Here is a 19,916-nt window from a genome sequence, read left to right on the forward strand (position 1 = left end):
TCTTCGAGACAACGAGGAAGGCGGCGACATGAACGACCTCGGCGTCATTGATCGCTTCATGGAGACTTTTACCCGCTATATTGATAGCGGGTTCGGTCTGCTTTCGGGCGACGTCGCCTTTCTCACCACCATCCTGATCGGCATCGACATCACGCTGGCAGGCCTGGTCTGGGCGTTCGGCGGCGAGCCCAATGTTCTTGGCCGGCTTGTCCGAAAAGTGCTCTATGTCGGCGCCTTCGCCTTCATCCTGAACAATTTTAAGAACCTCGCCGACATCATCTACCATTCCTTTGCCGGGCTCGGCATCAACGCATCGGCCGGCAATCTGTCCGCCGACAGTCTCCTGCGGCCAGGCCGCATTGCCGCGGCCGGCTTCGAGGGCGCCTGGCCGCTGCTCAATCAAGCGAGCCAGCTAGTCGGCTTCCCCGAGATCTTTGGCAACGCGCTGACCATCTTCGTGCTGCTTCTCGCCTGGTTTCTGGTCCTCATCGCCTTCTTCATTCTTTCAATTCAGCTCTTCATCACTATCCTGGAGTTCAAACTCACCACATTGGCCGGTTTTGTTCTGGTGCCCTTCGCGCTCTGGAACCGCTCGGCGTTTCTGGCCGAGCGCGTGCTCGGCAATGTGATCTCGTCGGGCATTAAGGTGATGGTGCTTGCTGTCATCGTCGGCATCGGCTCCACGCTCTTCGGCGAGTTCGCTTCCGCGCTGCAAGGCAAGGAGCCGGACTTGGCCGCGGCCATGTCACAGGTACTGGGCGCGTTGGCGCTGCTTGGGCTCGGCATTTTCGGGCCGGGAATTGCCTCGGGTCTTGTCTCGGGCGCGCCGCAGCTTGGCGCGGGAGCCGCACTCGGAACCACCGCGGCGGCCGCCGGATCAACGCTCGTTGCCGGAGGTGCGGCGCTTGCCGGCGCGCGCATGGCAACCGGCGGCGGTCTCGCCGCCGTTCGAGCCGGCACGGCCATGGGATCGGCTGCTTCCACAGCTTGGCAGATGCGGCGTGCAACATCGCCCGAGTCCGGCCTCTCCGGCGTAGCGGCTGGACTGCAGGGCGTTGCCGGCGCAGCTGGCGGCGCCGCGATGCGGGGAATGCGATCTGCAACAGAACCATTCCGGCGCAGCGCCGATGCCGGCCGCAATCCCGCCTGGACCGCGACGGGCGGCACGCCGACCGCATCAATGACCGGAAACCCTGCCGCGTCAGGTGCCAATGCCGCGCCGGCGTGGGCGAGGCGCTTGCGTTCCCAACAGACCGCGCGCGCCCATCGCCACGCCGCCACGCAGGCCGTCCGCGATGGCGATCGGGGTGGAAGCGGGGCCAACCCCTCTCTCAACGATAAGGAAGACTAGATGCTCTTCAAGCGACCTGTTCAGCGTTACGGGAAGACGCCCCACCCCGTCACACCATACCAGAAGGCCGCCCAACTTTGGGACGAGCGCATCGGCACTGCGCGCGTGCAGGCAAGGAACTGGCGCCTGATGGCCTTTGGCTGCCTCGCTCTGGCCATCGGGCTCTCTGGTGGACTCTTGTGGCAGTCGATGCAGGGCCGCGTCGTGCCTTATGTTGTCGAGGTCGACCGCTTCGGTGAAACACGGGCTGTCGCGCCGGCAATCCAAACCTACGAGCCCGACGATGCCCAGATTGCCTGGCACCTCGGCCATTTCATCCAGAATGTCCGCTCCGTCTCCACCGATGCGGTGCTGGTGCGGCAGAATTGGCTCTCGGCCTACGACTTCGCCACCGACCGTGCAGCCCTCTTTCTCAATGAGTACGCTAAGGCCAATGACCCGTTCGGCAAGATCGGCACGCGCAGCATCTCGGTGCAGGTGACGAGCGTGGTTCGAGCGTCCGACAACTCCTTTCAAGTCAAATGGACCGAGCAGGTCTTTGAGCGCGGCAGCCTCGCCAGCACAACGCGTTGGACCGGGATTCTCACCATTGTGATCCGGCCGCCGAACAATACCGATCAGCTGCGCAAAAACCCGCTCGGCGTCTTCATCAACGCAATCGACTGGTCGCGCGAGCTCGACAGTGCCGCGCAAACTTCCGTTCCCCCAAAGGAGCCCGCCAATGATAAATAGACTCTCGTCTCTCCGCACTGCGCTGATCCTGTCGGCGTCGGCTGCGGTCATTTCCGCCTGTGCCTCGAAGCCGGTGCCGCCGCCGCAGATTTCCTATGACCATGCTGACTTCAAGCCGGCCGCGATTGAGAAGGCGCCGGGGAAGCCCGTCAAAGTCGTGGAAGTGCCGAAACCGCTGCCGCTGCCCGGCCAGTTGCAGCCCGAGCCGGGCAAGGCTGCTGAAGACAAGCGCTCGCCTGAAGAACGTGTCGCCGATGCCAACAAGGCGGCGACGCAGCAACCCACCAAATATGGCTATGTGAATGCGGTGCAGGTTTACCCCTTTGCCGAAGGCGCGCTCTACCAGCTCTATGCCGCACCGGAGCGCGTCAGCGATATCGCTCTGCAGTCAGGCGAGAAACTCCAATCCGTGTCGGCCGGCGATACAGTGCGCTGGGTAATTGGCGACACCGTCAGTGGCTCCGGCGATGACCAGCGCACCCATGTGCTGGTGAAGCCCTTCGCGCCAGGACTTGCCACCAATCTGGTGATCACCACGGACCGGCGAAGCTATCACCTGCAGCTTCAAAGCACGGATAAGACCGCCATGGCAGCCATCTCCTGGACTTACAGCGAGGACCAGATCATCGCGCTACGCCGGCGCAATGCGCAGGCCGACGCCGCTATGCCAGTGGCGTCGAATGTGGCTCTCGAAAATATTCGCTTCCGCTATTCGATTACGGGCGACATGCCGCCCTGGAGGCCGACGCGCGCCTTCGATGATGGCAGCAAGGTCTATATCGAGTTTCCGCGCCGCATCGATCAGGGCGAGGCTCCGCCGCTCTTCATCGTCGGTGCTGACGGGGACAACCAGCTCGTCAACTACCGCATACGGGGCAACTATTACATCGTCGATCGCCTCTTCGCCGCAGCCGAACTGCGCCTCGGCGCCAAGCAGCAGCAGGTGGTGCGCATCACGAGGACCGACGGCAGGCAAGCGCCGAGGCGGATATTGCTCTTTTCGCGTTCCAGCAGGTGAGGGACGGCCCATGACGGATACTTCCCGCTCCGATGCTCCACCGAAACTCGATCCAGAACAGCTGCAGCTGCGGGCCTCGCCTCGCCGCGCTGTGCGCTTCAAGCGCAGCATTATTGTCGCCATTGCTGCTGTTGGTTCCGGGACCGTTCTAGGCGTCACCATGATGGCGCTGCAGGGACCGGCGCTGCGCATCAAAGAGCAGGCTGAAGAGCTTTACAACACTGAGCGGAAGCCAACCGCGGAGGCAATTGAAAGGCTGCCTAAGGACTATTCCGGGATCAAGCCCAAGCCTCCGGTGCTTGGACCACCGCTGCCCGGCGACCTCGGCCGCCCCATCCTTGAGCACCAACGCCAGCTGGGCATCGCGCCGGGCCAGGAGGTTTCGGCGGAGGAGCAGCGCCTTGCACAGCAGGCGATCGAGGCGCGCGAATCGCAAGTCTTCTTCCGGATCGAAAATCGACCCCGGCAAGCAGATGCCGCCGGCAACGGGCAGGGCGGGCGTCCACCCTTTGAGGCAACGGCTCCACAATCCGATGCCGCACGCGATTCAGCTTCCGTTGCACCGGCCGAGGGCGACCAAAACAATCAACAGCGCAAGCTCGATTTTGTCAGCCAGCGGAACACAAGTGGAATCTACAATCTGCATGCACTGCAGACGCCGGCTTCGCCCTATCAGCTGATGGCCGGCAGCGTCATCGCAGCGAGCCTGATCACTGGCATCAATTCCGACTTGCCCGGCCTCGTCGTCGCACAGGTCACCGAGAATGTGCACGACACAGTCACCGGCAGCACCTTGCTCATTCCGCAAGGCTCTCGCCTGATTGGCACCTATGACAGCGTTGTTGCCTTTGGACAAAGGCGCGCGCTGCTGGTCTGGCAACGGATACTGCTGCCCGACGGCTCTTCGATCGAAATCGACAATCTGCCGGCGACGGACACCGCCGGCTATGCCGGGCTTGAGGACAAGGTGGATTTCCACACCTGGCAGCTGATCAAAGGCGTTGCGCTGGCCACGTTGCTAGGGGTCGGCACGGAGCTGAGCCTCGGGGAAGAGGAAAGCGACCTGGTCAAAGCAATCCGCGAATCCGCTCAGCAGAACGTCAGTCGAGCTGGCCAGCGCATCACCGAGAAGAACCTCAATATTCAGCCCACGATCACCGTCCGCCCTGGTTGGCCACTGCGCGTCATCGTGCACAAGGATCTTGTGCTACGGCCGTACCCGAATTGACTGGAGTCATCATGACCAATCTGAAACTCGGCAAACTTCCGGATCGGACACCTTCGAAGATCACCATAAGCGTAAGTGCAGACCTGAACCAAGCACTGAAGGACTATGCGGCGCTTTATCGTCAGACCTATGGCGAGTCCGAATCGGTAGCGGAACTGATCCCGTTCATGCTGGCGGAGTTCCTGGAAAGCGATCGAGCGTTTGCCAAGGCCAGAAAGGAAGGGCTCCCTGTCGTCGACATGTCAGAGAAATCGCGGCGGCAGGCAATTTCAGGGTCCGAATAAGTGACAGCGACCAGTGAATCCGAGGGGGCACCTTTCTAGGCGGGCAAATGCATTGAAGCAATTTGCCGGCGGCAAGCCGAAACATAGGGCACAATAGACGAGCTGATCTGCCCCGAACCAATGCCGGCTCTGCGCCCAATCTCGGTCATAGCAGGGTGGCTTTGCCGCCCCCGAAAGCGGACCTCTGTGTGCCCTTGGCTCCGCCCGACCACAGGGAGAACGTTCTGTTTGCCTTTGGAATCTCGTCAGCCGCCCGCGCGCGTGACCCCGAAGATCAGGTAGTTGAGCTCGATCGGACCCGATCCGTTCAGCTTGGGGACGATTGCATTGCTCTGGCGATTGAGGACGAATTCATCCCAGTTCCAGTCAACATCATTGGTCTGGACGACCACGTAGGAACCGAGGCCAAGTTTAGCCGAAGTCGCGGTGCTGGAGAAATCTAGGCCCAGGCTGAACTGCAGGACCTGCTTGTTCTCTCCCTGCTTCTCAATTGTCGAGACCACACCTTTGGCGAGTTGGACGAACGGCACAAGAGCGGGTTGAGCCGTCGTCAGGAGGCCGAGTCCTTCTTTGAAGGCGGAATTGTCGAGGGCTTCCACCAACATGTCCATTCCACCGCTCCGGATGTTTATGGTGCGGCCTTCAAAGCTGAGACCATCCTTGCCGACGTTCACCCCGACGAAGATCGGCAGGCTCATGAGCGGCGCCGCGCTCCTGTCGGTCGCCGAGGTCTTCAACGCGAACCTCATTTCTTCAGACTTGCTACCTGCCTGGTTCTTTCCCATGAATTCGCACAATATCTCGTGCCGGCCGGTGCCCGGGTAGTTATGGACGTAGAAGCGATCGAGAGTGATTTTCAGGCTTGCGTCCTGAAGCGCGTTATCCGGCTGCATCGAAGTGGCGTTGACGATCTGTACTTCGCCGCTGGAGGCAGTTCCCTCCGGGATGAATCCCACCACCGCTCCAGAATAAGCCCAGTGGTCATTCGTAAAGTACGGAATGCGCACGCCTTGGCTTCGCTGTCCCATCTCATAGAAGCGGGCCGCAGCCTCCGTATCGCCTATCAGCTCGAGATAGGCAGCAATTTCCGTCGGATGTTTCGAGCCGATGCTGTTAGACTTGCTGAATTCCATGAGACCTCCTTAGGCGCGAACGCGCGGCCTTGGCCGGATGGCATTCCGAACCGATGCATAGATGTCCTCCTGGACGGTGGGCGCGACTTCGAGCGTGACGGCCAGCGCGTACGGCACCGAACTCTGGTGGAAGTGGGCGTTGAGCGCTCTCGCCTGCACACCGATGAACAGGCCGTTGGAATCGACGAAGGCGGTGCTGTTGTTCCCTTCAAGGATGAAATGGGCGCACGTGCCTCTGCGCATGTCGTCGGGATGAGGCTGCATGATCGTCTTCACTCCGCGCCAGAACTTGCGCTGTCCCGCCTGATCCACCACGTCCAACGTCACTCCGCGATAGGCGATGGAGGTCGGATGCATCGGAGGCATCCAGGAGAGCGTCATCGTGATTCTGCGGATTTCCCGTGACCGGACCATGCTCGTCGGAATCGGTACGCGATACTCGTGAAGCTGTTCATGCCTGATCTCGTCATCGGCAAGTAGCGTGACCCTGTTGCTCGCGCCTTCGATCACTTGATCGTAGCTCGGCCTGCCATATCCCAGGAACTTCGTGATGATACCCCTGCGCCTCCGCCACTGGCCCAATCCCGGGGGTGGATATGCGGCCTCCAGCAAGGTCCCGGCGTCGCCCCACCTCGCGCCGTGCACCAGGAGGGTTCTCGTCGCAAGGGATGCCCGACTGAAATCCCGGAGCGCTGTCCCGTCTTCGGCCAGCACTTCTTCCAGCGCATCGATGATCCGCACGCCGGCTCTGGTAACGAGCGCGGCCGCGTTGCTGGTTCCTGTTGAACGCCTCGTCTTGGAGGAGGATCCGGTGAAGGGATCGGGTGCGGCGGCTTTCAGGCCTATGTGGCCAATCTCGCTGGGCCATATATGATGCCCGGCCGGCTGGTTAGAAGCGTTCGCAACCTGTCTTCCTCCCGCTTCCACGATGTCGGGTTTTAGCGCGCGGTTGATCCCCGGACCGATAGCGGAGCCTATGTTGGTGACGCCAACGGCAGAAAAAGGGTCCATCGCTTCAGACGGGCAGTCTCCTGCTCCGTCCGCGTGGACGGCGCCAACGCTGAGGGCGGTCATGGCTTCAGCCGGACTGAGAAGGCTGCGCATCCCCTTACTGGCTTCGACCGCGCGGAGGAGAGCGATCTGCCGTTCGAGCGGGGCGGCGGAGTTGAACGAGGCGTGGTCGGAATAGCCCGAAGGGAACTGTCCCGTGATGTTCCCGGCGCTGACTACGAAAAGGATCCCATACTTCTCGGAGAGCCAGTCAAGCAGCTTTGCCCATGGGGTGGGCCGCCGGACGAATGGCCCTTCGGCGTCACAAAGCGAATGGTTGATGATCAGGACATCGGGACCGGATGGTCCAAAAAGGCCATCGTCCTCTTTGAGCGCCACTACCGCCCGGTAGATGACGCCGAGGGGAAGCAGATCCTCGCGGGTGCGTTCGTCATTCAGGTGTTGCGGTGCGGCCAAGACAGGGACCACCTTAAGCCTCCGTGTCAGAGGGTCCTCGCCGTTCGCGAGGTCGCCGTGAAGCACGAGCGATGCGATCGCGGTCCCGTGGAAGCGACGCTCGACAGGGACCGAGTCGCCCGTGATGTCCACTTCGACGACGTCGACCCTGCCGGCCAGCAGGGCGTGGTTCTGCATAGGATAACCGTCGAGGATCGCCGCGACCGCGGGGCGGAGTTCTTGCACCGGCCCCTGTGCAGAATTTTGTTCGGACTCTATCGGTTCACTCAGCGGAGCCGCGGAATACAGAGACTGCGGCCGGATCGACATAACTTGGTCGGCATTGGCCAGGGCGCCTGTCCGGGAGCGGACATCCACGGCCTGCTGGGCTGGAACCTCGATCAGCGCGACCTGGTAGCGGATTGGCTCAATGGTGACGAAGTCGACAATCCTGCCGCCAATCGCGGCAAGGATTCCTTCCAGCGACTCCTTGGCGTTCATGCGAACGCTTTCGTCCTCGTGGAACCAGAGGTCGAGTTCAAGCCGGACAGATCCCGCGGCGTCACGGGCCATGCGGCGGTCGATGAACAACTGCGTCGCCGGTTCAATGCGGTCCGTTGCGTTCCAGACGCGGATCTTCGACAGGTAACCGAATATCTTCCACCAATCCTTCTCGTCCTCCCTGGGTGCGAGCTTCGTCTCGAATCTCCGCCACATTGCCAGCAGTTGGCGCATGCCGTTCTCAGTTGGCATGGTGAGGTAAAGACGAGCCATCGCCGGATCGTCCGCCGGAAGGTCGTCCAGCACTGCGTTGTCGTCGCTAACTGTATCAGGCTCCGAGCCAGCGTAGTCTTCCGTCAGCCATTCGAATCCCAGCTGAGATGCGGCGGCGACGAACCTGTCTACGGGACCTATGGTCTCGAAAACCAGGGCGCGTTCCGGCGATGCGAAGACGGGATTCGTCGAAGCCTGGGCCGCAAGCGAATCCCTAATGAGGGCTATGCCCGGGGCAAGGCGCCTCGATTGCTCCTCAGATGAGCGTGCCCTCGGGAAGCGGGCCTTCCGGCGGCCTTTTATCCGCCTTAATACGTCGTCTCTTCGACGGATCCTTATTATCGGTCTGTCTGCTATGATCCGTCTCCCCCGGCGTTGACCGCTTCTGCCGTAGCTTCGCCAACCCTTCAGCCAGTGCTTGATCGGCCGCAAGCTTTCCTCGGGACAGAACGATCTTTCGCCTAACATCCAAGGTAAAGGCTTCGATATCCGAGAAATTCATTCCATTCAACGTGCTGACGAATTCTTTCTCAACTGATGCGATGGCGGCACCGAAGTCCTTGCGTAGTCTGTTAAACCATTGCGAAATTTCCTGCGACCCTGGCAGGGGTACGTCCACCCGGAGTTCGAACCGCCGCCACACAGCGCGGTCGAGAAGTTCGGGGTGGTTCGTGGCACATACGATCACGCAGTTCGTTGGGATCGAGTCCATCTGAAGGAGGAGCGAACTGACGACGCGCTTGATCTCGCCGGTCTCCTGAGTGTCACCCCGTTCCTTGCCGACGGTGTCGAATTCGTCGAAGAACACGACGCATCGCTGGCTGGCCACGAAATCGGTGAGCTTGCGGAGGCGAGTGGCCGTCTCACCAAGGAAGCTGCCGATCAGGCCGTCGTATCTCACGACATAGAACGGCATCCTCAGCTCATGGGCAAAGACTTCGGCCAGACTCGTCTTGCCCGTCCCGGGCGGGCCTACGAGCAGCACTTTGTGTCGCGGCTCGAGGCCATGCGACCTCAGCAACGCCATGTCGGCGTACTCGCTGATGAATTCCTGCACCTCTGTCGAGACCTCGGGAGACAGGATCAGGTCCTTGAGCCTGCGATCTGCCTTGAGCTCAACGAGCATTTCGCTCAGTTCCAGCGGGACATGATAACTTTGCGGGCGGGCCACGCTTCTTCGTTTCCTGCTGTCGGAGGCCATCGCGTCGACGATACGCTCGGCGATCCCGTTCTGCTGCTGGGCACGCGCCTCAGCCACCAGGGCCTGCAGGGAAAACTGCGAGGACGTACGGTCACCGGAATAGCCAGTGTCTTCTGTCCTACGTATCGCTCCGGTTCTTGTCATCTCCAATCTCGCTACTTCCACCAACGACTCGCGCCGCAGGCGTCCTCTCTCTCTCTCACAATGATAAGCCAAAAGGAGGCCGCCGCCAGAGGCTCCGATAAAAATGCCGCAGTCTACTGACTGTGCAATTTTAGGTTGTCTTCCTTAATGCCCAGTTTTCATAAGGGTACTTCCGGTAGCCAAATGCATAACCAGCCCCTCGTTCACACGCAACTTCCTGTGAAAACTCGGAGATCGAGGCCGAGAGCAACCGTCCGCCCCTTCGGTGGCCGCGTCTTCGGCCTACGAGGGCCTCCCAGCAGAACCCGCTTCTATCACTACCACCCCTTTGGGAAAAGGATTGGCGATGGCTGGCTCGATGAGATTGAACTTTCGTTTTCATTCCAACTAGGACAGCCGATTGAAATGGCGGCTATCCGCTGCCGTCGACCCAGAACCGGAAGGTCGGCAAACGGCCCCGCTGCCGACTGGTCCCCTTTCGCTTCCCTTCCGGCCGATAGTGCCCGAAGGAGAAGCACGATGGGACATTTCCAGCACGATCCTGCGATGCCGGAGCGCAAAGCTTGGAATGCTAGCCGGAACGTCGCTCGCGCGATCGAGCGCTCTTTTTCGTCATCCAACGCATCTCTTCGCAACGAACCTCAGGTTCAGGTCCCACAAAAGGTCTTATAGACGCGGCCATCGCGCGGTGGTGGCTCGGCATAGCTCGCGAAGCCTGGCTGGACTTCGTATGGCTTGCCGAGCACGGTCAGAAGGTCCTCGAACGGTCCGAACTCCTGTTTCTCCACGGCGGCCGCGATGACCGCCTCAACGCGGTGGTTGCGGGGGATAACGGCCGGATTGACGCGCTGCATGGAAGCCCGGCGCGCTGAACCTTCCTGCGGCTCTTGCCCGAGCCGTTTGCGCCAGCGCTCGGCCCAGTCGTCATATGGGGCAGGGTCTTCGAAGAGGCTGCGCACCGCGACGTCGCCTTCGGGTCCCATAGCGGCCTCGCTCAGGCGTCGGAAAGTCAGGGTGAAGTCCGCCTTGCCAGCGACCATCCGATCGAGAAGATCCTGCGTCAGCGCAAGATCGCCCTCCCGCTCCGACAAAAGTCCCAACTTGCTACGCAAGCCACTATTATACGCGTCGCTGAACCGTGCTGCGAAGGCAGAAAGCGCCTCTTGGGCCTGCTCCACGGATTTGTCCTGATCCTCAGCCAGGAGGGGCAGCAGACACTCCGCCAGCCGCGTCAGGTTCCACTGGGCGATCGCAGGCTGATTGGCATAAGCGTAGCGACCTAACTGGTCGATCGAGCTGAATACGGTCTTGGGATTGTAGATGTCCAGAAAAGCGCAGGGGCCATAGTCAATCGTCTCGCCGGCGATAGACATGTTGTCGGTGTTCATAACCCCGTGAATGAAGCCGACGAGCAGCCACTGCGCTACGAGGTTCGCTTGGCGCGCAATCACACTTTCCAGCAGTGCCAGGTAGGGGCGAGCAGCACCCGCGGCATCCGGGTAGTGCCGGGCGATCGCGTGATCAGCGAGAGCCCTCACCGCATCCACGTCCCCGCGCGCCGCGAAGAATTCGAAGGTTCCGATCCGCATGTGGCTGGATGCGACCCGTGTCAGCACTGCGCCTGGCAGGTAGGTTTCTCGTATCACCTCATCACCCGTCATGACCGCAGCAAGCGCCCGAGTGGTCGGAATGCCAAGAGCCGCCATGGCCTCGCTGACAATGTACTCGCGCAGAACGGGGCCAAGCGCCGCCCGCCCGTCGCCGCCGCGGGAAAACGGTGTTCGGCCGGAGCCCTTTAGCTGGATATCCCGGCGCACTCCTTCCTGATCGACGATCTCGCCTAGCAGGATTGCCCTTCCGTCGCCGAGCTGCGGCACGAACTGGCCGAACTGGTGTCCGGCATAGGCGGTAGCGATCGGCTCGGCACCTTCGGGAATCCGTTTGCCGGCAAGAATCTCAACACCCGCCTGCGTGGCGAGTTCTACCGGGTTGAGCCCGAGCTGGACGGCCAGCTCCTGGTTAAGCTTGAGGAGGTGCGGTGCGGAGACCGGGGTCGGGGAAACACGCGCATAAAACGAGCTCGGCAGCCGAGCATAGCTGTTGTCAAATGCAAAGCGTACCGTCATTCACAATCCTCAAACATCAACGGCAGTCGCGAGACGCTTCGTCGGTCGCAAAGATTGTTATCAATGACAATAGTGCCATCAGACTGCCGGTCCGTATGCTGATGTGGCGATGCTCGAACTTCATTTCCAGCTACGTCCAGAAATGGATGTGTCAGTGCCTTCGGGCAAGTAGCCTCTTCGAGCGGAACGGCTACGACGCTTCTCGCGCCAGCGAACGTCTGGTCTTCGCGAATCGGTAGCCTTAAGCCGCCTGACTGCTTTCGGCCCCATTTTTGACATTAAGTCAGACGGTCCCGCAATGCGCCGACGACAATTCTTTCTCTGAGATGCCTCAGTTGGCTCCACTTTGCATTCTGCTGGAGCTTCGTCGAAGAACATTCCTGCCGCTAACCCAAAGGTTATCGTGGAATTTTGCTAGCCACTCTCTTTGACAAGCAGCTTGGTTTCAATCGCTCCTTGAGGATAGGTTCTTCGCTTCAACTTTAGTTGGCGACGCTCTTGATGCCAGACGCGACCGCTGCGTTATCAGCGGATTGGGTTATGCTGTTGAAAAGGACACACGCACTTTCTTTTTTGCGGAAATTGAACCCTAAGCAGGATTTGTCGTTTGCACATTGCAGTATGCAGTCTGGATATCGGAGCGGAGAGGTCCAATAGGCGTTGCCAGAAATTTCCGTTTTTGTGGCGAACACCAAATTCGAGTAGCGCAAATTGCTCTCGACCACTTTTTTTGCGGCCATGATCGACTCTTCGCTTTTGACCAGTAGCGATGCGTCCCCTTTCATGAAACAAGCTCGAAATTTTGTGTTATAAGTAACCGCTAGACACCTGAAGTCGGTGTCGCAGGCGGTTTGACACTGCTCAGAACTCACGTTCCTAATTGGCATATCCGGCAGGTCGTTTCCGATCGCGTCCCACCCGGACACGACAACAAATCCACTATCTGGATCGACCTCTGTCGCAGGAGTTTCTGCGGGGACAGTTGCGGCCTGCTCTCGTGACGAGTCAGGAATGATGTCTGAAGACGCAAATGTGCGACCATCCAACCACGCGCATCTTGTTGCAAGATCGACGGCGGATGAATCATTAAGGCCGACCAACTGAAGCGTCTGAGCAGCAGCGCCAGGCCCGGCTGGTGGCGCTGTCGGGGCAGAACGAGCTGCCAATGATACATTTACGTCTACGCCGTTCACACTCCGCCGAGAGTAACACCACGCTCGGTCCCAGGTTTGGTCGTTCTCATCCTTGAAGTGGTGACCTGTGATTAACTCCCAAGTGGTGCCTTGGAACTCGACGTTCTTGGTGGCGAACTTGTTGAAGTCGACGGTCACCACGTCAGGCTTGGTAGGGACGTCAGCCTGAGGCGCCTGCTCCTGAGTTGGCTTTGGAGTTGGAACAGGAATAGGCGGCTCATCTTTTGGGGAGGTGAGATCGCTTGGCTGCTCTATGGTCGGCAAAGCCGCCGGCTCCGGCAAGGTTTTGTCCCATAGACCAAGATTGATGCCTAGCCCAATCCCGACCGCCGCCACTGCAATGGCTCCGCCAGTCGCCATTCGGCGAAAGGCGGTCGCCCGGGCTGTCTTCTCTTGGGCCGCGGCTTGAGCCTGCAAGGTTGGAATCGCTGACCTTTTGACGGCGAGATCGACGGCTTGCTCGAGCAGGGTGGTGTTATGCCGGACGAGCACTTTTGCGACCCTTCATTGATACCGTCACGAGGTCTGAGACCTCAGGCGGCAAATCCTGGTCGAGGGCCTTGCGAAGGACTTCGGGATCATCGGTGAAGAGCGGAACATAGAGGATCTCTTTGACCACCTTTTCCACAGGCACCTCAACCCGCTTCTCAACCTCTTTCTCGACCATAACTTCGACTGGTACCTTAATCGTTCGAATTCGGCGCCACCGCCAACTCAGAAGCATTCTGCGGAGCAGCCTGGAAGTCTTGCTGTCTGAATTGTCCTCTTCTCGGGCGGCAATGCGCTGGAGCGCTAGAGCGACCATTGCCGTAATTGGTCCCGCGAGCGCGGCAATGAGCGCGAGCGAGCCGAACCAAATCACAGAGATTATTCCGGCCTGTGCCTCAGTCACCAGTTCAGGTTTGCTGCCGTACCACCGTGAGGCAATACGGCGGACCTGATCTGTCCGCGCCATTGGGATCCGCTCCTTGGCCAAGGCGCTGAGGGCTTTGGCAATCTGGTCCTGTCTGACCTGGTTTTGCGCCGAGGTGTTTGCCTTGTTGGCTTCTGCCGCCTGGGCATCTGCGAGCCGTTTGCCCGCTTCATCCAATCGACGCTGCCAAGCCGCGGCATCACTATCGCGCGTTTGCTCCAGAGACGAACGCCTATCGACAAGCTTCTGCCTCTGGTCAGTAGTCATAGGAGGGCTATTTGCCCGCAAACGATCGAAATTTTCGCGCAGCGCGGCAATCTCTTGATCGAGCGGGTCAATCTGAGTGTCGAACTTGGTGATAATTTTCGTGCGGGGGTTCGCAAGTTTAGCCACTTCCGATTCTAGCCTGCGTGCCGAGTCGCTGTCCCCTGAATCGCGCGCCATCTTGATACGTTCAACAAAGCTGTCGCGTTGGCGCTCAAACTGATCGACAGCCTCTTTAACTTCGCGATCACGCTGTTGAATCAGCGCCGATCGAACCGCGTTTTTCTCCTCCACTTGATCGCGAACACGCGAGGCTTCTGGGGTAAGGGCTGTCGTTCCCTCCAATTCCGCATTGGCCTCGGCAATTTGCGACTGAAAGGTCGCACGCGATTTTTCCGCAAGAGAAGTCAGCTGCTCAATTTCGGAACGGGCTTGATCGACCTGATCGGCTCTTCGACCAAGTTCGTCAGCAGAGGCGAGCTTTGTCGCTTCCTGCTCAAGGGCATCAATCTTGTTTACGAGCTCCTCATAACGCAGCTGACGCAATGCGCCTGCCCTCTCCATCCCCATAAAGACAGTTTCGAAAGTGATGCCTGCAAGAACCAGGAGGAAGACCAAGATTATGGGCTTCCAGAGCCAAGACGCGCTGAAAAGCAGTGTAGCTATCGGTATCTTGGTGAGCTCCGCGATTGCCACCATGAGAAAGGGTGCACTGGCGAGCGTCAAATCCATTGCAGTGACAGACTCGCTTGCAGAAAACGCTTGTACGCCTAATGCTACACCTGTCGTAAGACCAATCGCTGCGGCCGCAATCTCTAGGGCCCAGGCACCACGGTAGGTCCACTGGCCATAGCTTGCCAGCTTTTGACTCATCACAGTCTGCATTTTACTCGCCCCCCCCGACAGGGCGACATCACGCCTTGATCGCCTGGCAGCATACACTTAACGGTTTTGAAAGTCTTAGTTAAGGCGTCTTCTCTCTATTGTCGCAATAACTTTTTCTGCCCTTCAGATATAGAATACCTCGTCAAAAAATGGGGTTAGCAGACCGCGCCGCCCATGCATGGTCTTCGTTAGATCGGTGTAAGCGGAAAGCCGAACAGGCCGTAGCGCGCATTTCAGCTAGCAGAGTGTTTCGCATGGGATCCCATCCTTGTCGCGATCGAGTTTTCCGCCCCATGAGCAGTTTTGCAGGTACCAGTTGGCTTCGTCGCAGGAACCGATCTGCTTGCACGTTCTCCGCGGCTCGCAAGAATAGCCGCTCTGCGCGACCAGCTTACGGCTGATGATGCCCAGTGGGCGGCTCGACGGCGCCGCGCCGTCGGCGTGCGCAGCGCGCCATTCCCAGGGTGCCTGAAACGTCCCGGCCCACAGGCCGATCTTTGAGGCTTGGGCTTGCGCCTGCTGCCCCGCATAGGCGCCCTGACTGTAGTGAGGCCAATCCAGCGCCTGGCCGTGCTGGACCATCCAGGCGGCCACGCCCGCGCCGTCGGCGCGCCGACAATCGCCGACAAAGCGGTGGTAGCGATCCCACGTCACGAATGTGCATTCGAGCGGCCTCGACGCGGCCAGGAAAGTGTCCAGCGCTTCGGCCGATCGCCGGCCGCAAGGATACTCGGCGCCATTCGCATCGCGGCACAGCTGTCGGCTCTCTGGCGCGTCGATGCCGTTGAAGCGGACGCGCTGGCCGTGGATTTCGATCGTATCGCCGTCAATGACGGATGCGACACCGGTAAGCAAGGCGGGCGCCGCCCTTCGTGGGCTGGCCTTTGATGCATCGTCGCTGCGTTGCGCGCCCGACGGCGCCAGGAAGGCAGCCACTGCCGCCGCTGCCGTAAGACTGAGCATTGCCGGCACGCTCGCAAGTTTGCGCCGCCACAGCTTGGCACCGGTGGGTCTCTGCCACCGATTGGATCGATATTTGCGGTATGGCCTGCTCATCCGCTACGCCGACCAGCCCGGCCATGCGCTGTCGACCATGGGCAGGCCGGCGCAATAGTAATCGTCAACGAACCGCCCGGTGGACCGGTCGCGGCAGCGCCAGATAACGCTGTAGTTCTGGCCATAGAATTGGTCCCACGCGACGCCATAGATTTGTGGTGGCGGTGGCCGGTAATATGTTCCGCCTCCATAGCCGTTGTTGGCAGCGACACCCACAGCTGCGCCGCCGACAGCCGCGACCGCTATTCCTGTCGCGACAGCATTGTCGGTTTTCACAAGCCTGGTGCACTTCTCTGCTGTTGCGCGCCTGCGCACTAGAAGGGCCGCTACCCGACTACGATACTGTTCGTCCGTGCTGCTGGCGAGAACGTGACATAGCGCAACGGTATTCATTGCCGTGAGATCGCTGTCCGACACGACAGTGCTCGTAGAGCAGCCGCTGACGCACAGGGCTGCACTTGCGATGAGTGCTCCAATTTTCATGTGAATTCCCCCAAACAAATATTGGGGCGAGTCCGACCTAGAAGTCCAGAGTTTTGTTTTTCACATTGCTACGATTCACAGCATGCTGCGGCTAGCTGGCATCCACTGCAACCAACTCTTCCGCCGGTCGTTGACTGATGCTGGGTTGATCTCAGCCACTCCAGAACTTGCCCGCTGGCTCAAAACCGGCGGGCTTTTTTTCCGCGACGCCGGAAGGCTCTATCTCGCCGCATGTTGTGGTACATCGGCACGCCGTCATCGGGCCGTGCCGTTGACCAAGGTGGCCCCTCCGCCATGGTCGGCCGGCGCAGCCTTGACCGTCCGCGCGGGCTATCCCAATCAAGCCCGCTGGCTTCGGTCGGCGGCTTTTTATTTGATCCCCGGCGCCGTCGGCTTGGATCTAGATCCTCGCCAGTGCCGGATTTGAAGGTAAGCTGCGGCGGTATGATCGCACTTCGCGCGGGACGGACCATTGGTGTGCAGCAAGAGCGCCGAGTTCATTCGGCCAAGATTCTGCACTAGGCCGAGGTAGGTGAAGGCAGATAGCTATCCGGTAATCGCTGAGATATTGGAGATAATGTTCCCCCATGGAGGTGTGTACCAGTATTATAAGTTTCCAAACTTCATGTAGGAACGCCGTGGACGAGCTGCTGTGTGCGCTTGCCGTAAATCGCTTCCGCGAGTTCACAGTCGGAGGTTGGCTAGGACCCTAACGCGAGAGCTTCAACGGCCCCCTTCGCGATGAACTCCTCAACGAGACGCGGTTCACGTCCCTGGCCCAGGCCCGCGCGAGGCTCAATGTATGGCGCGCCGATTACAACGGCGCGCGTCCGCACTCGCACATCGGATGGCAGACACCCAACGAATGTGCATCGACCTTCAACCCGCGACGGTCGCTCGCGCTGCGCAACGTGAAACGCTCCGCGCCAGCACCCGTCGCGTCCACTGGCCATCAGGGCAAATCCACCCGCGGAAACGAACTCAAGACTGGATAAAATTTGGGGGAAACGTCAGGGCGGCCATAACTTTGCAGTCTTCAGACGCGAGGCGGCCTACAACAGCGCTGCCCACCATGCTTGTGGCCCGCGACCCACACGGCTTTTCCCTTCAGATCGTACATTATGCTTCCTTCATGATTACCGATGTCTGCATGACCTTGAGGTCTTCCCGCACCATTTCCGCGGCGAGCTCGCGCACGGATGTCTCATGCACCCAGCCGAGCTTCTCCTTCGCCTTGGTGGCATCGCCCAGGAGAAGATCGACTTCCGTGGGGCGGAAGTAGCGTGGGTCTACCTGGACTAGGCATCTGCCGGTCTCGACATCATAGCCCTTTTCGTCGACTCCCTCACCACGCCATTCGAGCTCGACGCCGACATCTTTGAAAACCCATTCGACGAATTGGCGGACAGGGGTCGTCTTGCCCGTCGCCAGCACGTAATCATCCGGTTGATCCTGCTGCATCATCATCCACATACCACGCACGTACTCACGCGCATGGCCCCAATCGCGTTGAGCATCGAGATTGCCGAGATAAAGCTTGTCCTGCTTGCCGAGGTAGATAGCAGCGGCGGCGCGGGTGATCTTGCGCGTCACAAAAGTTTCGCCGCGCAGTGGGCTTTCATGATTGAAGAGAATGCCGTTGGAAGCATGGATACCATAGGCCTCGCGATAGTTGACCACGATCCAGTAGGCGTAGAGCTTGGCGGCGGCGTAAGGGCTGCGCGGATAAAAGGGCGTTGTTTCGTTCTGCGGTACGGATTGCACGAGGCCGTAGAGCTCTGAAGTCGAGGCCTGATAGAAGCGGGTCTTGTCCTTCAGACCGAGAAGGCGGATCGCCTCAAGAAGTCGCAATGTTCCGATACCGTCGGCGTTTGCTGTGTATTCCGGCGTTTCGAACGACACCTGGACATGGCTCTGAGCGGCCAAGTTGTAAATCTCGTCTGGCTGGGATTCCTGAACTACTCGGATGAGATTAGTCGCATCAGTGAGGTCACCGTAATGCAAAATTAGGCGCGGATCGGGATCGTGCGGGTCTTGGTAGATGTCTTCGATGCGACCCGTGTTGAAGGAAGAGGAACGTCGCTTAATCCCATGAACGACGTAGCCTTTTTCCAGCAGAAGACGCGTGAGATAGGCACCATCCTGTCCCGTTATGCCCGTAACCAGAGCAACTTTCCTGTTCTCGCCCATTTTCTTCCTGCTCTATGGTAGTTGAAGTTTCGAATCTGGCTCGCCACACCGGCGGCCCGCCTCATACCCTATGGTAGGATTTCGACAGATGCGGCGCGGAGCTCGTCATTGACAGTGTCAGCCAGCGAGCACACCTGCTCCTGCTTCGAGGCATAGCAAAACAGAGTCTCGCCGCTAACCTGCCTAAGTCGCACATGCGGCCTGAGTGCCGAACTCAGCTCACGGGGTGAGCGACATAGATTTCAATCACGTCGCACCCGATTTGCTCATCAATCAGCGAGTTAGGACGCCCTTCTGGGATTCTACATCCGTTCTCAAGCACGCACAGTCGGTTGCCCAGCCGCTCCGCTTCTTCCACGAAGTGGGTGGCCAGTGGAATCGTATTGCCCTGCGCCAACAGGGCACGTAGCAGTTCCCAGATAAAATGGCGAGCATGTGGGTCCAACCCACACTAGAACTCCACCATCCCTCTTTTGCGCTGACCAAGTAATCTTTGCCTGCTTCAGCGTCTTCTAATGGAAATTGTTTTGATCAGTGAAATCGATTGTTTGGATGAGGTGCATCCATAAAATGGATTGTTTGACAGGGCAGCGCGGCACCATCGGCGGCACAAAGTCGTGGGCGCGAGGTTTCGCTCCGCGCGAAGACAAAGTTCGTGGCAGTCGGGGGCTTGGGCGAACCGCACATCTGAGACGGCGGCGAAAAGCCGGGTAGGGCATTACGTATTGACCTCAAGGAATTTCGGGCGCGCTAGCCCGAAAACGGTGGCTGGGCTTCAACGATGGGCGGGACGAGGCGACCATCAAACTGTGATTCATACTGTAGGCGATCGCAGTGCGGCGAATTTGAACGGCCGCCTTTGCCAGCCCTCGCCATCGCATCCGGCTACAGGTGCCGAAGATCTTCTCGATCCGAGTACAAATTCTGTGGATCGGTTGGTTCCAGGCGTCGAGCTTTCGGCCTCGTCGCGCCCCCACATAGCGGTTGCGACGATGCGTGGCCTTCGACCCTTGGCGCGCACCGCGTCGCCGAGATGATTGCCTCGGTAGGCGCTGTCGGCAAACACTTCGCCGGGATTGTCGGGCAGAGCATCAGGAACGGCGTTGCCGTCCTCGGTGTGGGCGCCGTGACGGCGATCTCCTCGACAAGGGCCGTATCGGCGTAGGCACCGAAATGGGCTTTGAAGCAATGAAACGCTGGTCGGCGCTTGTACTTGACCCAATGGCCCTCTTCATCATCTTCGCTGGCCGAGGCGATGATCGCCGCATCGACAGGCGTGCCGATCTTCACCTGGATCGCTGAACTGGCGGGTGATCTCGGCGAACAACAGGGTCATGAACCTCAAGGGCCTGTCGAAAACGGACGAGAGCGGGTTCGCACAGGTGTCCGCTCTGACACCGAGAATCCGCAGAACCGTCGGAACGATCCTCCACATGGCTGCAGACGCCAAAATTCCTCTCCCGGCCATCGTCGCACAGCATCGCGTGCCAGTCGC

At 59.7% G+C, this 19,916-nt stretch carries 15 protein-coding genes and 2 pseudogenes; 6 read left to right on the forward strand and 11 right to left on the reverse strand.

The window, feature by feature from the left end:
• Positions 1-28 precede the first annotated feature (28 nt).
• Genes trbL through NKH67_RS24910 form a run of 5 tightly spaced genes read left to right on the forward strand, consistent with a single transcriptional unit; the run spans position 29 to position 4,613 of the window.
• On the forward strand, positions 29-1,351 hold the full coding sequence (gene trbL / locus NKH67_RS24890; protein ID WP_352910887.1) for a P-type conjugative transfer protein TrbL: 1,323 nt from the start codon (positions 29-31) through the stop codon (positions 1,349-1,351).
• Positions 1,352-2,083: a conjugal transfer protein TrbF gene (gene trbF / locus NKH67_RS24895; RefSeq protein ID WP_352910885.1), complete on the forward strand. Its 732-nt coding sequence runs from the start codon at positions 1,352-1,354 to the stop codon at positions 2,081-2,083. It begins immediately after the preceding gene.
• Positions 2,073-3,101 (forward strand): P-type conjugative transfer protein TrbG, encoded by a 1,029-nt coding sequence (gene trbG / locus NKH67_RS24900; protein ID WP_352528987.1) that lies wholly within the window; start codon positions 2,073-2,075, stop codon positions 3,099-3,101. The genes trbF and trbG overlap by 11 nt, the downstream gene beginning before the upstream one ends.
• A gap of 10 nt (positions 3,102-3,111) precedes the next feature.
• Complete coding sequence (locus NKH67_RS24905; protein ID WP_352718533.1) at positions 3,112-4,329, forward strand: TraB/TrbI/VirB10 family type IV secretion system protein; 1,218 nt, start codon at positions 3,112-3,114, stop codon at positions 4,327-4,329.
• 11 nt (positions 4,330-4,340) lie between these two features.
• Positions 4,341-4,613, forward strand: a complete 273-nt coding sequence (locus NKH67_RS24910; protein ID WP_352517831.1) for a DUF2274 domain-containing protein — start codon at positions 4,341-4,343, stop codon at positions 4,611-4,613.
• Between the two features lie 245 nt (positions 4,614-4,858).
• Here NKH67_RS24910 and NKH67_RS24915 read toward each other — a convergent pair whose 3' ends face one another.
• The 8 genes from NKH67_RS24915 to NKH67_RS24950 all read right to left on the reverse strand — a co-directional run bounded on the left by NKH67_RS24915 (position 4,859) and on the right by NKH67_RS24950 (position 16,024).
• Positions 4,859-5,746: a hypothetical protein gene (locus NKH67_RS24915; protein ID WP_352810630.1), complete on the reverse strand. Its 888-nt coding sequence runs from the start codon at positions 5,744-5,746 to the stop codon at positions 4,859-4,861.
• Between the two features lie 9 nt (positions 5,747-5,755).
• Entirely contained in the window at positions 5,756-7,999 is a 2,244-nt protein-coding gene (locus NKH67_RS24920) for a S8 family peptidase (protein ID WP_352885399.1), read from the reverse strand.
• Positions 8,000-8,222: 223 nt separating this feature from the next.
• On the reverse strand, positions 8,223-9,311 hold the full coding sequence (locus NKH67_RS24925; RefSeq protein WP_352810635.1) for an AAA family ATPase: 1,089 nt from the start codon (positions 9,309-9,311) through the stop codon (positions 8,223-8,225).
• 647 nt (positions 9,312-9,958) lie between these two features.
• Positions 9,959-11,437 carry a protein adenylyltransferase SelO gene (locus NKH67_RS24930; protein WP_352914166.1) on the reverse strand — a complete coding sequence of 493 codons (1,479 nt, stop codon included), beginning with the start codon at positions 11,435-11,437 and terminating at the stop codon, positions 9,959-9,961.
• Between the two features lie 482 nt (positions 11,438-11,919).
• Complete coding sequence (locus NKH67_RS24935; RefSeq protein ID WP_023680065.1) at positions 11,920-13,122, reverse strand: PAN domain-containing protein; 1,203 nt, start codon at positions 13,120-13,122, stop codon at positions 11,920-11,922.
• Positions 13,106-14,692: a hypothetical protein gene (locus NKH67_RS24940; protein WP_352797376.1), complete on the reverse strand. Its 1,587-nt coding sequence runs from the start codon at positions 14,690-14,692 to the stop codon at positions 13,106-13,108. Before NKH67_RS24940 ends, NKH67_RS24935 begins: the two co-directional genes overlap by 17 nt.
• 237 nt (positions 14,693-14,929) lie before the next feature.
• Entirely contained in the window at positions 14,930-15,628 is a 699-nt protein-coding gene (locus tag NKH67_RS24945; protein ID WP_352810641.1) for a thermonuclease family protein, read from the reverse strand.
• A 123-nt stretch (positions 15,629-15,751) separates the two neighbouring features.
• A complete protein-coding gene (locus tag NKH67_RS24950; protein WP_352517225.1) occupies positions 15,752-16,024 on the reverse strand; it encodes a hypothetical protein in 273 nt (90 codons plus the stop codon).
• Positions 16,025-16,947: 923 nt separating this feature from the next.
• Here NKH67_RS24950 and NKH67_RS24955 point away from each other — a divergent pair.
• Positions 16,948-17,226, forward strand: a pseudogene (locus NKH67_RS24955) (integrase core domain-containing protein); the annotation flags it as partial.
• Between the two features lie 124 nt (positions 17,227-17,350).
• Here NKH67_RS24955 and gmd read toward each other — a convergent pair.
• The 3 genes and pseudogenes from gmd to NKH67_RS24970 all read right to left on the reverse strand — a co-directional run bounded on the left by gmd (position 17,351) and on the right by NKH67_RS24970 (position 19,711).
• Complete coding sequence (gmd, locus tag NKH67_RS24960) at positions 17,351-18,421, reverse strand: GDP-mannose 4,6-dehydratase (RefSeq protein WP_352479096.1); 1,071 nt, start codon at positions 18,419-18,421, stop codon at positions 17,351-17,353.
• A 131-nt stretch (positions 18,422-18,552) separates the two neighbouring features.
• A pseudogene (locus tag NKH67_RS24965) lies at positions 18,553-18,869 on the reverse strand (nodulation factor ABC transporter ATP-binding protein NodI); the annotation flags it as partial.
• A gap of 437 nt (positions 18,870-19,306) precedes the next feature.
• A complete protein-coding gene (locus NKH67_RS24970) occupies positions 19,307-19,711 on the reverse strand; it encodes a hypothetical protein (protein WP_353031944.1) in 405 nt (134 codons plus the stop codon).
• Positions 19,712-19,916: the final 205 nt, after the last annotated feature.

The organism is Mesorhizobium sp. M0968 (assembly GCF_040319065.1).
GTDB lineage: Bacteria > Pseudomonadota > Alphaproteobacteria > Rhizobiales > Rhizobiaceae > Mesorhizobium.